The following is a 12,817-nucleotide window of genomic DNA, read 5'->3' on the forward strand; positions in this document are numbered from 1 at the left end:
GGGGCACGGAGACGAATCTCCGTGCCCCGGCTTTCGGTGTCGAGCGTGCTGCCGGGCGACTACAGCCCCAGCGCGGCGCCCACGTCGATGCGGCCGCGGCCATAGTACGGGTCGGTGCCCGACTGGCCCAGGTCCGCCGAGGACGCCTCGATGATCTGCTTGATGCGCACCGGGTTGCCGGTGCCGTGCTCCGCCATCAGCAGGGCGGCGAGGCCGGCCACGTGCGGCGCAGCCTGGCTCGTGCCCACCTGGCCCGTCAGGCGGTTGCCGGCCTGGCAGCCCGCGTAGCCCAGCACGCCGCCCGTCGCCGACAGCACCAGCTTGGTCTTGCTGCAGTACGACCACACCCACGAAGCGATGTCGTTGCCCCAGGGCCACGGCGACGCCGCGAAGTCAGCGCGGTAGTTGCCGCCCGGCGCCGCCACGTTGATGGACGAGCGGCCGAAGTTGGTGAAGGCCGACGGCTGGTCGACGTAGGCGCCGGCGGACTCGGGACCCACCGCCGAGACGCAGATCACGTGCACGGTGCCGCAGTAGGTCTTGAACAGGTTGCCGTCGTGGTCCAGGTCGGCCCTCTCGTTGCCGGCGGCGACGACGACCAGCATGCCCTTCTGCTTGGCGTAGTTCATGGTGCGCTGGATCAGCGCCACCGCCTGCCCGTTGCCCGGCTTCGCGAAGACGCCGCCCAGGCTCATGTTGGCGACGTGCGCGCCCTGGTCGGCCGCCCAGGTGATGCCCGAGATGATGCCGCCCAGCGAGCCGCTTCCCTTGGCGCCCAGCACCTTCACGCCGATCAGCGTGGTGCGCGAGGTGACGCCGGCCAGCGCGATGGCCTTGCTGCTCACCTGCGTGGCGACGTTCGTTCCGTGGCCGTTGTAGTCGGAGATCTGGTTGCGCGACGGGAAGTACGTGGAGGTGATGGTGTTGTCACCCGGCACGAACGAACGCGAGCGCGACAGGTCCACCAGCCCGTTCAGGTCCGGCGCGTCGTAGTCGATGCCGGTGTCCAGGATGGCCACCGTGACGTTCGAGGAGCCCAGCTTGCCGGCGGCCCACGCCTTGTTGGCGCCGATGGAGCGCATGTTCCACTGCCACACGTAGCGCGAGGCGGTGGCGGGATTGGCCTGGCTCTGGATCTCGTCGGCCGCCGAGCCGTCGAACTCCATGCTCGCGGCGTCCTGCGGCTGGTGAAGCGTGAACTCGGTGTCGGCGGTCACGCCGGCCACGCTGCTCATGGCGCGGATCTCGGCCGCGCCGGCGTCGGAAAGCCCCTCGACCATCGCGAAGCCCACGCCGGCATGCGCGTAGGTGACGGTTCCCCCGAGGCCCTGCACACGCTCGGCGAAACCAGCGGGAACACCGTTGCCCTTGAACAGCACCAGCGACGAAGAGGAACCCGCTTCTACGGACAGGCTGGTTCCGGCCATGGTGGGGGCCAGGGGGGCCGAAGCCTCGTCGGAACAGGCAGCGAGCGCCAGGGTGCCGGCAAGGGCACAGGCAAGGGACGAAACCGGGGTGAAACGCTTCATCAGGCGAGCTCCACGAAAGGAAATTGAGGGAAGAACCCGTGGGAGAACAGGTCCTGGTCCTCGGCGGCCGGGCTGTCTGCGAGAGACCCCTTGGCTTTGCGGACCGGCCTCGCAGCCGGGGTGCCTTTTTCGGGGAAGGGTGGAACGCCCGGCGCGACGGGACCGTCGGTGGGCGTCACTCAATATACCCGCCGAACGAACGTACGTCAACTCCCCGCCGGATGCTAAAGCGTTGGAGGAGAGCCGTTTGCAATTTCTGCGGGTCGCGCCTTTGACGTCCTTGCGCTACGCGCGCCGGCAGACGCACTCCATCCGCCGTCCCGGTTCCTCGCCCGCCCGTTCGCCTCACGAACCCCCGTGTGGCCTTCCCTGTCCCGCGCGCCGCGGCATGGCGCGGACGCTGCCTAACACCCGAGGGCTCACCCTCCACCCCGTTTCTCGCATCTTGTTGCAAACGCACGACTTGGCCCGCAGGCAGCCGGCTCCCGCAAACGGAGGAAATCGTCCGGAATCCGGACGAGACGGCGCGGGAGGAGGAATGCAGGAGGTTGCGGGAGCGGCAGTTACACGGATTCGTACGGATTTCGGGCAGCGGCCCGGGCGGACGGATCACGGACGGTGAGACTCGCGGCCCCACACGGGCCGCCAACCTGGGAAGGCGCGCAGCCGTGCGCCGGGAAAGGAACACGATGAACCGCACGATTCTGCTCGTCGACGACGAGGACGACATCCGCGAGGTCGCGCAGGTCACGCTCGAAATGACGGCGGGGTGGGAGGTGCACACCGCGCAGGACGGGCTGGAGGGCGTGGCCATGGCGCGCCAGTGGCGGCCGGATGCCATCCTGCTGGACGTGATGATGCCGGGGATGGATGGCCCCAACACCGTCAGGGCGCTGCGGACCGATCCCTCCACGGCGGGCATCCCCGTGCTGCTGCTGACTGCCAAGGTGCGCTCGTGCGACCGCCGCGGCTTCTCGGAGCTGGACGTGGCCGGCGTGCTCTCGAAGCCGTTCGACCCGATGGAGCTGGCCAGCCAGGTCTCGGCCGCGCTGGGCTGGTGAAGCCCCGGGCCGGGCACCCGCCCGGCCGCGGACACCGCCGCCCCGCGATCATGGCATCGCGGGGGTCCAGCGGCGCACGCCCATTCCCCCGCATACAAGCCGACTTCATTCCCCGGCAAAAGACGCCAAAGTGGCGCTCACCCACGGGTGGGGGATAGATTCAGGCCTGTCCCGGCCGTTCGTCCTTGCGCATCGCACGCGAGGGGAGCGGACACCTGCAGGCCGCCTTGCCCCGAGACGACGTGACCGAATCCACGGAAACCGCCCGCGAGCCGCGCGCCACCATCCTGGTGGTGGACGACGACGACGGCGTCCGGCGCATCTCGCGCCGCATGCTGGAGCGCTCCGGCTACCACGTGCTGGAGGCCGCGACGGGACCCGAGGCCCTGGACGTGGCCGCGAGCCACGAGGGGCCCATAGACCTGATGGTCGTGGACGTGCTGATGCCCGGGATGACGGGCAACCAGGCGTCGCACCACCTGCGCGACCTGCGGCCCGGCGTTCCCATCCTGTGCATCTCCGGGCACCCCGAGAACGAGGTGGTGCGCTATGGCATCGCCGGCCACGGCACCGCCTTCCTGCAAAAGCCCTTCACCTTCGAGCAGCTCGCCGGCGCCGTCCAGGCGCTGATCGGCGCGCACTGACCCATCGGGGGCCCCGGCCCCCGCGCGGACCTCCCCGGTCCGCATCGAACACGCGGCGCCCCGCCCGTACGAAATCCGCACACTTTCCCAGAATCTCCAGCAACGACGCGGAACTTCCCCCTCCCGCCTCCCCCGCCCCGTCCGGAATCCGCACGATCCCCGCCCCTTCCGCGACCCTCCCGGGAATTCCATAACTCCATCCCGACAAACAACATAGGGCGAACCGCCATCGCGGAACGCCATTCGCCTTGTCCAGGGCCAGCCGCCGCGAGGGTCCGACAGGGGACCCGCGGACCGAACCCCCCGAACGGAGACCTTCCCATGACCCGCTACGAACGCCTCGAGGCCCGCGCCCGCTTCGCCCGCTCGCTTCGCCTGGCCATGCAGGCCGCCACGGCGCTCACCACCTGCATGGTGGCCGCGTACGCCGGCGCCCTGCTGTAGGCCCATCCATCGCCCGCCTTCATCGAACTTCCCTCCACGTCTCGCCCAGGAAACCGCCATGATGTTCACCGGACGCATTCTCATCGTCAGCGACCGCCGCGACGTGATCGCCGAGCTCGAGCCCATCATCCGGGCCGGCCAGCACCTGGCCAGCGTGGTGCCCGACGGCCAGGAAGCGCTCCACGTGCTCGAAGACGGGCTGGTCCCCGACGTGATGATCAGCGACCTGGGCTGCGAGCGCTCGTACGACCACATCGCCTACGTGCGCCGCTTCCGCGAGCTGAACGGGGCGGGATGCCACCTGGTGGTCACCGAGCCGGGCGCGCCGTTCAGCGGGCCGGGGCGGGCCGTCAACGACCGCTTCGCCGTGCTTCCCCGCCCCTTCGACACGGCCCGGGTGAGCACGCAGCTGGAAGACGCCCTGCGCCGGGTGGAGCAGGACTTCCGCGCCCTGCGGGCAGAGATGTGGCGGTCGATGGACCGGCTGAAGCGCGAGGTGGAAGACGCCCGCGGCGAGATGGTGCAGGCGCTGGCGCGCACGATCGGCGCGCGCGACGTGTACATGCACGGCCACTGCGAGCGCGTGGGCGACATGTGCCGCAAGATCGCGCTGGTGCTGAACCTGAACGACGAGCGCACCCACCTGCTTTCCACGGCCGCGCAGCTCCACGAGCTGGGCAAGATCTCGGTGCCGGTGGAGCTGCTTCACAAGACGGAGCCGCTGGACGCGGGCGAGCTGGAGCGCATTCGCGGGCACTTCAAGGTGGGCGCCGAGATCGTGCGCGGGGTGCCGTCGCTGCAGCCGCTGGCCGCGGTCATCGAGCACCTGGGCACCGACCACGCCGACCTGGCCACGCACGTGCCGCCCGACGCGCCGGAGTACCTGCTGATCGGCATCCTGCGGGTGGTGGACGTGTGGGATGCCATGAACCACGCGCGCGCCTACCGCCCGGCGATGTCGCGCGGCTACTGGGAGCCCCTGCTGCGGGATGGAGCCGAAGACCGCTTTCACCCGGCGGCCGTGGCGGCGCTCTTCCGCGTGCTGGGCGACTGAGGGACTTCGGCGGTAGGGGCGAGCCCCGCCTGGGACGGCTGAAGCCGCGGCAATGAACGCGGAAAGCCCCGCAAACGGCGCGGGGCTTCACGACCAGGGGACGGCGGGCGGTACCGTTGTGACTTTCCCTACGTTCGTTACCGTCGCTACCGTGGTTTTACCGGCCCGCCGCCTCCAGCCCGTACTGCGCGATCTTCGCGTGAAGGGTGCTTCGCGAGATGCCCAGCTTTTCCGCCGCGGCGGTGCGGTTGCCGTTCAGCAGGTACAGCGCGCGCTCGATGTGCCGCTGCTCCACCTGGGCGAGGGACAGGATCTCGGCGTCTTCGCGGTTGGCGCGCGGGGCGCCCCGGGCACGGAGCGGCTCGGGAAGGTGCTCCAGGTCGATGCGCTCGGCGCCCGACGCCAGCACCAGGGCGCGCTCCAACACGTTGCGCAGCTCGCGGACGTTCCCCGGCCAGGCGTACTCGGCCAGCGCCGTGGCGGCGCGCGGCGCCAGCTGCCCGGGAGAGGAGGGATGCCGGCCGCCCAGCTCGCGGAGAAAGCGGTGCATCAGCTCCAGCACGTCCTCGCGGCTGCGGTCGCGCAGCGGGGGAATGGTCAGCGGAAAGACCGACAGGCGGTAGAACAGGTCTTCGCGGAACTTGCCGGTGCGCACCTCGGCGGTCAGGTCCTTGTTGGTGGCGGCGAGCAGGCGCACGTCAACCGTCATCTCGCGGGTGCCGCCCAGGCGGCGGAAGGTGCGGGTTTCCAGCACGCGCAGCAGCTTGGGCTGCAGCTCCGGCGCCAGGTCGCCGATCTCGTCCAGGAAGAGCGTGCCCCGGTCCGCCACCTCGAACAGCCCGCGCTTCATCTCGCGCGCGTCGGTGAACGCGCCCTTCTCGTGGCCGAACAGCTCGGAGTCCAGGAACGTGGCCGACAGCCCCGCGCAGTTGATCTCCACGAACGGCGAACGCGCCCGCGGGCTGCGCGAGTGGATCATCTGTGCCACCCAGCTCTTGCCCGTGCCGCTTTCGCCCAGCAGCAGCGCCGTGGTATCGGCCGAGCCGGCCAGCAGCTCCACCTGCCGCGCCAGCGCCACCATCCGCGCCGACGTGCCCAGCGAGGCCGCCGTCTCGCCGCCGGCCAGCTGCCGCGACAGCAGCTCGTTGGTGCGCCGCAGCTCCTGCTTCTCGGCCGCGCGCTCCGCCGCCACCTCCACGTGCGCCAGGTCCACCGGCTTGGTGAGGAAGGTCTCGGCGCCGGCCTGCATGGCGTCGACCGCCGTCTCCACCTCGGCGTGGCCGGTGAGCATGATCACCGCGGCGCCGCGCGACACCAGCACGTCCAGCACCTGCAGGCCCGACATGCCCGGAAGGTCCAGGTCCAGCAGCACCACGTCCGGACGGGTCGATTCCCAGCGACGGAGCCCGTCTTCGCCGCTGCCGGCCTGGTGCACCTCCCAGCCCTTTCGCTGAAAGAAACGCGTGAGAACGCTCAGAACGCCGGGGTCGTCGTCGATGACGAGAATGGATCGTGGCATCGTATGTGAAATTGGCGATCGGGTGCGCCCCGCTGCAGCCGTGAGGTCCCTGCCGGCGGCGTGGGGCGCCGCCACCGGGCGCACTATGATAACACCATCGGCCCCCTCCGCGCGCATCCTTGCGGCGGACGACGACGAGTCGGCCCTGCGCGTGCTGAACCGCATCCTGACGCGGGGCGGGTTCGGCGAGGTGCGGACCACGACGGACGGCACGCGCGTGGAGGCGATGTTCCGCGAGTTCCGCCCCGACATGGTGCTGCTGGACCTGCACATGGGCGCCATCCAGGCGCCCGAGGTCATCCGCCAGCTGCGCGCGCAGATCCCCCCCGAGGACCACGTGCCCATCCTGGTGGTCAGCGGCGACCTGTCCGACGAATCGCGGCTGGCCGTGCTGGCCGAGGGCGCCGCCGACTTCATCAACAAGCCGTACTCCCCGGGCGAGGTGATGCTGCGCGTGCGCAACCACCTGCAGACCCGCCTGCTGCACACCGCCGTCCGCGAGCAGAACCGCACCCTGGAGGCACGCGTGCGTGAACGGACCGAGGCCCTGGAGCGCACCGCGGGCGAAGTGCTGGAGCGGCTGGCCCGCGCCGCCGAGCTGCGCGACGACGACACCGGGCTGCACACCCGCCGGGTGGGCGAGCTGGCCGGCGACCTGGCGCGGGCCATGGGCCTGCCCGAAGACCAGGTGCAGGCGCTGCGGCTGGCCTCCACCCTTCACGACATCGGCAAGATCGGCATTCCCGACTCGGTGCTGCTCAAGCCCGGCCGGCTGACCCCCGAGGAGTGGGAAGTGATGAAGTCGCACACCGTCATCGGGGCGCGCATTTTGGCCGAGGGCTCGTCGGAGGTGGTGCGCCTGGCCGAGCAGATCGCCCGGTCGCACCACGAGCGCTGGGACGGGGGCGGCTACCCGATGGGGCTGGCCGGCACCGACATTCCCCTTCCCGCCCGCATCGTGGCCCTGGCCGACGTGTACGACGCGCTGACCAGCGACCGCCCCTACCGCGCCGCCTGGGCGGTGCCGCGCGTGCTGGACGAGATCCGCTCGCTGCGCGGCACCCACTTCGACCCCGCCGTGGTCGACGCGTTCATGGAGGCGGTGGTGCCCTCGCTGCACGCCCGCGAAGCCGCGTGAAAACACCGTCCGCATGCCGCCCGGTTCCCGCCGGAACACCCGGAGCAGGCCCAAACGACGTTGTAGAGCGGATTTGCGGGACAAACAGATGACGGCCGGCCGCGCGGTGGCGCCGATCCTGCATGGGCACGCCCTCGCCGCCGAAGCACGCTCCCGGCAAATAAGACCCTTGGCGCGCGGAGCAAATCGGCTTAGGTTGCCGCCAGCGAAAGTCGCTGCGCTCCATCATCAACATCCAGCACGTGGACGGACATGGCCAGGGAGACGGGAGTAGTCAAGTGGTTCAACCCGGAGAAGGGCTTCGGGTTCATTACCCGTGACAACGGGGAGAAGGACGTCTTCGTCCACCACAGCGCCATCCAGGGCGGCGGGTTCCGCACCCTGAACGACGGCGAGCGCGTGGAGTTCGACGTCGTGCAGGGCACCAAGGGCCCCGCGGCCGAGAATGTCGTTCGCCTGGATGCGCCCGCCGATGGCGGTGGCGGTGACAGCGGCGGCAGCCGTGGCGGTGGCGGCTACGGCGGCGGCGGTGGTGGCCGCAGCGGTGGCGGCGGTGGGTACGGCGGTGGCAGTGGTGGCGGCGGCTACGGCGGTGGTGGCGGCGGCCGCGGAGGCGGCGGTGGCGGCTACGGCGGTGGTGGCGGCGGCCGTGGCGGCGGTTACGGCGGCGGTGGTGGTGGCCGCGGCCGTGGCGGCGGTGACGACGACCGCTGGTAGCCGATCAGCCGGAACACAACGGACGAGGCCCGGGCGCTATGCCCGGGCCTCGTTCTGTTTTCGTCCGCGTCGAACGAGCATCACGCGGAGGACGCGAAGAAACGGACGAGCCGCGGAGGGCGGATGCACCTCCACGGCTCTCTTCTTTCTCCGCGGCTCCGCCCGGAACCGAGTCGTCGATCAGGGATGACGCGGGGAGAAATGCAAGAGGCCCGATCCGCGGGGGATTGGGCCTCTCTGCTTGCGGATCAGAAGTCGAACCGGCGGGCGGCGCGCTTGCGGTCCTTGTGACGGCGGCGCTCGGCGGCCTTCTCCTTGAGCTTCCGCGCCTCGCTGGGCTTCTCGTAGTGCCGCTTGCGGCGCATGTCCTTGAACAGACCCGAACGAATCATCCGACGGCGGAACTGCTTGAGCGCCCAATCCAGGCGGTCAGTCTCTGCAAGCTGAATCTCGACCACGTCTTCTCCCTTCTGAGGAAACGATTGAAGACCCGCGCAGACGTGCCCCGGGTCTCCCGATTCTCCATCAATCCCATGACCAGACCCTCAAAATAATCGATTTTCCGCACAAGTCAACCAGGGGTCCACACGCGGATGCCGGGGCTACGGCGCGGAGGCCGCCGGCGCGTCGGGTGCGCGCACCCGTTCGTTGGCGCCCATCCGCATCCGGGGCACGCGCCCCCGCTCGTCGATGATGAACGAGAGGAAGCTTTCGCCCATGGCGCGGTTGGCCCAGCGGGCCAGGAACACGTCGTGGTGCCAGTGCTCCAGCGGCGCGGTGTTGCGCCCGCCCAGATCCGCCACGAGCACGCCATTCACGTGGCGGAGAACCACGGCGGACTGGATGCTGTCGGCGTCCACGTAGGTGCCGGCGTACGCCTGCAGCGGCAGCGACGGGCGGGTGCCGGCGGCCCGGTGCGACCTCCGCTCGCGCTCGGCGGCGCGCTCGCGCTCCGCCGCCTGCGTGTACGCGGGGCGCAGCTCGGCGCTCCAGTCTCGCCGCGGGCCGCCCAGGAACTCGTCGACGATGCGGTACATCAGCGCGTGCCGCACCTCGGCGTGGTCCAGGTTGGCGTAGATCACCAGCCCCAGCCGCTCTTCGGGCACCAGCGCCAGGATGGCCGTCATCCCGTCGATGCTTCCGGTGTGCATGGCCAGCTTGCGCCCGCGGTAGTCCTGCAGGAACCACCCCAGCCCGTAGGCGGTGAAGCTGGGGCGCGACAGCCGCGTGGCCTCGGGATAGAACGAGGCGGCGGGGATGAGGAACTGCGGCGTCAGCATCTCGCGATGGCTGGCCGCGCTCACCAGCCGGCGCCCGGCCACCCGGCCGCTGTCCAGCTGAAAGCGGATCCACCGCGCCATGTCGCTGACCGACGAGTTCATCGACCCCGCAGGGCCGATGTTGTCGAAGTCCAGGTACGGCACGGGGATCACCGTGTCGTTCACCTCCACGTGGGGAGTCGCCACGTTCGGCCGCTCCGCCAGGCCGGCGTAGCCCGTCAGCGTCTCGCCCATCCCCAGCGGCTGCAGGATGCGGCTGCGGACGAACTCGCTCCACGGCACCCCCGACGCCTGCTGCACCACCCTCCCCGCCACCATGTAGCCGACGTTGTTGTACTGGTACCGCGTGCGGAGCGCGGCGAACGGGCGCACGAAGCGCAGCCGCCGCAGGATGTCGTCGCTGGTGTTGGGAGACGCGAACCAGATGGCGTCGCTCCCCGGCAGCCCCGTGCGGTGGGTGAGCAGGTCGCGCACGGTCAGCTGGCCGGTCAGCGCGGGATCGTACAGCCGGAAGCCGGGCAGGTGCATGGAAACGGGATCGTCCCAGCGCACCTTTCCCTCGTCCACCAGCATGGCCAGCGCGGTGGCGGTGAACGCCTTGGTGGTCGAGGCGATGGCGAACGAGGTGTGCTCGTCCACGCGGTCGTTTCCCCCCACCGTCCTCACGCCGAAGCCGCGCGCGTACACCACCGAGTCGTCCTTGACGATGGCGATGGCCATCCCCGGCACGTGCCAGTCGCGCATGGCACCCTGGACGTACGCGTCGAACCCGTCCAGCGGTCGTTCCTGCGCGGCGGCGGGCGCGGAGGCCAGCACGGCGGTGGCGACGAGCGCGCGGCGGAGGATCGGCATCGGCGAGGCGCGCATGGTGGATTCGAAACGGTGGCGGGGAAACGGCGGCTGGACGGATCAAAGCTAGAGACGTGGCCTCACCCCGGCAAACGCTCGATCACGGTGCCGGCACCCCGGCGATGACGGCGTCGTACACCCGGCGGCGGAACCGCTGCATGTCTACCTCCATCTTCGGCAGGTAGGTGCGGTTGGCCAGCAGGACCACCCAGGTGCGGCTGACGGGATCGATCCAGATGGAGGTGCCGGTGACGCCCGTGTGGCCGAACGCGTACACCTCTTCGCACGCGCGGTGATCGGGCACTTTGCCTTCGCGGCAGTACACCTCCCATCCCAGGGCCCGCGTTCCCACGCCGGGCTGCGGGCGGGTGAAGCCGCGGACGGTGCGGGTGTTGAACACGCGGACGTCTTCCAGCCGGCCCTCGTTGGCGATTGTGGCGGCGAAGATGGCCAGGTCGCCCAGGGTGGAGAACGCGCCCGCGTTGCCCGTCACGCCGTCCAGCCGGCGCGCCACCTCGTCGAACGATCCCCCCGTGTACGGCTCGTCGGCCTCGGAGAGGTGAAGGGTCGGCGCGCAGTCGGCGCAGCCGGGGGGCACGCCCATGGCCGTGCGCGTCATCCCCAGCGGCCCCCACACGCGGCGCTGGAGATACCGAGGCAGGGGCTCGCCGGCCGCCCGCTCCGCCACTTCCCACAGGATGACGAAGCCGAGGTCGGAGTACAGCACGTCCTTCCCCGGCTCCAGCGCCAGCGGGCGGGACACCAGGTAGCGCCGCACCTGGGCGGGAGGCACGTCGGCGATGTCGGCTGCGCCGGCGCGGACGCCGGCGCTGTGGGTGAGCAGCTGGCGGACGGTGACCCGGTCCTTGTCCCCGCCGGAGAACTCGGGCACGTACTGCCGCACGGGCGCGTCCAGGTCCAGCCGCCCGTCTTCCACCAGCGCCATGACCGCCGCCGTGGTGGCGACCACCTTGGTGAGCGAGGCCAGGTCGAAGCGCGTGCGGTGCGGCGTCACCTCCGGTGCATCGTCGTCCCAGGTCGTCTGGCCGTAGACGGCGACGTGCTGGATGGCGCCACGGTTTCCAATCGCCAGCGCGGCGCCGGGAAAGGCCCCGGCCCGGACGCGCGCGCGCACCAGGCTGTCTGCCGCGGCCAGGCTGGCTGCGGGCAGGGCGATGGGCGGCGGGATCAGGGCGCGCTCCACCAGCCCCGGCGGTCCGGCCCGCACGTCGCCGCGCCCGGCGTTCACGCGCGCTCCGGCGAAACCCACCAGTACGGCCACCGCCGCGCAGGTGATCAGGACCCGCGAATTCTTGATTTCGTACAGCACGTTCCGCCCGTTGATAACCGAACCGCCGCCCTTCCCCGCCCCGGCGGAAATGCAGGGACCTTGCCGTGCAATGCGAGGATCACCTTCGTTCAGCGTGCCCGTGCCTGGGCGATGCGGTCTTCCGCGACGCGGTCCGCGGCCTGGTGCGGAAGCACGCCGGCCGCCTCGGCGCCCCGCAGCACCTCCAGGACGGTGTCGTGGATCGCCTCCACGCGGAGGGACGCCCACTCCGCCGGGTGCCCGTTCAGCCCCGCGAAGCCGGTAATCACCCCGCCCGCGTTCGCCACGTAGTCGGGAACGTACAGGATGCCACGCTCCGCCAGCCGCGTCCCATCCTCCTCCGGGTCGCGCAGCTGGTTGTTGGCGCCTCCCGCCACCACGCCCGCCCGCAGCCGGGCGATGGTGGACGCGCGGAGGATGCCGCCCAGCGCACACGGCGCGAACACGTCGGCGTCCACGTCGAAGATGGCGTCCGGCTCCGCCACCGCTGCGCCCACACGATCCGCCACCGCGTGAGCGCGAGCGGAGTCCACGTCGCTCACCACGAGCGACGCGCCCACCGCCGCCAGCTCGGCCGCCAGGTAGCGGCCCACGTTCCCGCACCCCTGCAGGGCGACCCGCATCCCACGCAGTTCCGCCGAGCCGTGGCGGTGAAGGACGGCCGCCTGGATGGCCCGGAACACGCCGCGTGCCGTGTACGGCGACGGGTCTCCCACGCCGGCGCTGGTTCCCGCCACGTGGCGCGTTTCGCCCGCGATCACGTCCATGTCGGCCGGGGTGGTTCCCACGTCCTCGGCGGTGATGTACGCGCCGCCCAGCAGTTCCACGCAGCGGCCATGGGCGCGGAAGAGGGCGCCGCGGTCGGCGATGCGCTCCGGCGCCAGGATCACCGACTTGCCGCCGCCCGCGTCCAGCCCCGCCACGGCGTTCTTGTACGTCATTCCGCGCGACAGCCGCAGCGCGTCGTGCAGCGCCTCCGCTTCTGACGGATACCGCCACAGGCGCGTGCCGCCCAGCGCCGTTCCCAGCGCGCTGCTGTGGAGCGCGACGATGCCGTGGTACGCGCCCTCACGCGCCACCAGCACCCGCTCCCATCCGTCCACCTGCACCTCGCGCACGTCCATCGGCAACCCTCGTCGGTGATGATCGATGCCGGAGCTCCGATACCGCAGCCAGGGAACCGCATGACCGTGGCCATCTTGTGCGGTGCACGCTCCGCCCACGTGTACGGCGCGTGCGCGACCTGATCGTC

The 12,817-nt window shown here is 70.9% G+C and carries 12 protein-coding genes and 1 riboswitch; of the genes, 6 read left to right on the forward strand and 6 right to left on the reverse strand.

The genetic code is table 11. The features are described 5' to 3' along the window. Nucleotides 1–59: 59 nt before the first annotated feature. Nucleotides 60–1,529: a S8 family serine peptidase gene (locus tag VF632_RS10530; RefSeq protein ID WP_331022841.1), complete on the reverse strand. Its 1,470-nt coding sequence runs from the start codon at nt 1,527–1,529 to the stop codon at nt 60–62. A gap of 59 nt (nt 1,530–1,588) precedes the next feature. Further along, a riboswitch (cyclic di-GMP riboswitch) is annotated at nt 1,589–1,664 on the reverse strand. Between the two features lie 554 nt (nt 1,665–2,218). Between VF632_RS10530 and VF632_RS10535 the strand changes: the two genes are divergently transcribed. The 4 genes from VF632_RS10535 to VF632_RS10550 all read left to right on the forward strand — a co-directional run bounded on the left by VF632_RS10535 (nt 2,219) and on the right by VF632_RS10550 (nt 4,732). After that, a complete protein-coding gene (locus VF632_RS10535; protein WP_331022842.1) occupies nt 2,219–2,590 on the forward strand; it encodes a response regulator in 372 nt (123 codons plus the stop codon). Between the two features lie 242 nt (nt 2,591–2,832). After that, a complete protein-coding gene (locus VF632_RS10540) occupies nt 2,833–3,234 on the forward strand; it encodes a response regulator (RefSeq protein ID WP_331022843.1) in 402 nt (133 codons plus the stop codon). 321 nt (nt 3,235–3,555) lie between these two features. Continuing rightward, the gene (locus VF632_RS10545; RefSeq protein WP_331022844.1) at nt 3,556–3,678 is read left to right on the forward strand and encodes a hypothetical protein; all 123 of its coding nucleotides are present in this window, start codon (nt 3,556–3,558) and stop codon (nt 3,676–3,678) included. A gap of 58 nt (nt 3,679–3,736) precedes the next feature. Beyond that, on the forward strand, nt 3,737–4,732 hold the full coding sequence (locus VF632_RS10550) for an HD-GYP domain-containing protein (RefSeq protein WP_331022845.1): 996 nt from the start codon (nt 3,737–3,739) through the stop codon (nt 4,730–4,732). 157 nt (nt 4,733–4,889) lie between these two features. On the opposite strand, the gene VF632_RS10555 is transcribed toward VF632_RS10550, so the two are convergent. After that, the gene (locus VF632_RS10555) at nt 4,890–6,251 is read right to left on the reverse strand and encodes a sigma-54 dependent transcriptional regulator (protein ID WP_331022846.1); all 1,362 of its coding nucleotides are present in this window, start codon (nt 6,249–6,251) and stop codon (nt 4,890–4,892) included. 85 nt (nt 6,252–6,336) lie between these two features. Here VF632_RS10555 and VF632_RS10560 point away from each other — a divergent pair, with 85 nt between their 5' ends. Further along, nucleotides 6,337–7,389 carry an HD-GYP domain-containing protein gene (locus VF632_RS10560; RefSeq protein WP_331022847.1) on the forward strand — a complete coding sequence of 351 codons (1,053 nt, stop codon included), beginning with the start codon at nt 6,337–6,339 and terminating at the stop codon, nt 7,387–7,389. 252 nt (nt 7,390–7,641) lie between these two features. After that, nucleotides 7,642–8,106, forward strand: a complete 465-nt coding sequence (locus VF632_RS28045; RefSeq protein WP_349263943.1) for a cold-shock protein — start codon at nt 7,642–7,644, stop codon at nt 8,104–8,106. Nucleotides 8,107–8,354: 248 nt separating this feature from the next. Here VF632_RS28045 and rpsU read toward each other — a convergent pair whose 3' ends face one another. The 4 genes from rpsU to VF632_RS10585 all read right to left on the reverse strand — a co-directional run bounded on the left by rpsU (nt 8,355) and on the right by VF632_RS10585 (nt 12,689). Beyond that, nucleotides 8,355–8,564 carry a 30S ribosomal protein S21 gene (gene rpsU, locus VF632_RS10570; protein WP_331022848.1) on the reverse strand — a complete coding sequence of 70 codons (210 nt, stop codon included), beginning with the start codon at nt 8,562–8,564 and terminating at the stop codon, nt 8,355–8,357. 144 nt (nt 8,565–8,708) lie between these two features. Further along, nucleotides 8,709–10,238 carry a serine hydrolase gene (locus VF632_RS10575; protein WP_331022849.1) on the reverse strand — a complete coding sequence of 510 codons (1,530 nt, stop codon included), beginning with the start codon at nt 10,236–10,238 and terminating at the stop codon, nt 8,709–8,711. Nucleotides 10,239–10,335: 97 nt separating this feature from the next. After that, complete coding sequence (locus tag VF632_RS10580; protein ID WP_331022850.1) at nt 10,336–11,565, reverse strand: serine hydrolase domain-containing protein; 1,230 nt, start codon at nt 11,563–11,565, stop codon at nt 10,336–10,338. Between the two features lie 89 nt (nt 11,566–11,654). After that, nucleotides 11,655–12,689: a Leu/Phe/Val dehydrogenase gene (locus VF632_RS10585; RefSeq protein ID WP_331022851.1), complete on the reverse strand. Its 1,035-nt coding sequence runs from the start codon at nt 12,687–12,689 to the stop codon at nt 11,655–11,657. Nucleotides 12,690–12,817 lie beyond the last annotated feature (128 nt).

Source organism: Longimicrobium sp., from assembly GCF_036388275.1.
In the GTDB taxonomy this organism is placed as follows: domain Bacteria; phylum Gemmatimonadota; class Gemmatimonadetes; order Longimicrobiales; family Longimicrobiaceae; genus Longimicrobium.

Bases quoted from the DNA above. Each gene is read 5' to 3' on its own strand.
- VF632_RS10530 (WP_331022841.1), bottom strand. From the start codon at position 1,529: ATGAAGCGTTTCACCCCGGTTTCGTCCCTTGCCTGTGCCCTTGCCGGC.
- VF632_RS10535 (WP_331022842.1), top strand. From the start codon at position 2,219: ATGAACCGCACGATTCTGCTCGTCGACGACGAGGACGACATCCGCGAG.
- VF632_RS10545 (WP_331022844.1), top strand. From the start codon at position 3,556: ATGACCCGCTACGAACGCCTCGAGGCCCGCGCCCGCTTCGCCCGCTCG.
- VF632_RS10550 (WP_331022845.1), top strand. From the start codon at position 3,737: ATGATGTTCACCGGACGCATTCTCATCGTCAGCGACCGCCGCGACGTG.
- VF632_RS10555 (WP_331022846.1), bottom strand. From the start codon at position 6,251: ATGCCACGATCCATTCTCGTCATCGACGACGACCCCGGCGTTCTGAGC.
- VF632_RS10560 (WP_331022847.1), top strand. From the start codon at position 6,337: ATGATAACACCATCGGCCCCCTCCGCGCGCATCCTTGCGGCGGACGAC.
- VF632_RS28045 (WP_349263943.1), top strand. From the start codon at position 7,642: ATGGCCAGGGAGACGGGAGTAGTCAAGTGGTTCAACCCGGAGAAGGGC.
- VF632_RS10575 (WP_331022849.1), bottom strand. From the start codon at position 10,238: ATGCCGATCCTCCGCCGCGCGCTCGTCGCCACCGCCGTGCTGGCCTCC.
- VF632_RS10585 (WP_331022851.1), bottom strand. From the start codon at position 12,689: ATGGACGTGCGCGAGGTGCAGGTGGACGGATGGGAGCGGGTGCTGGTG.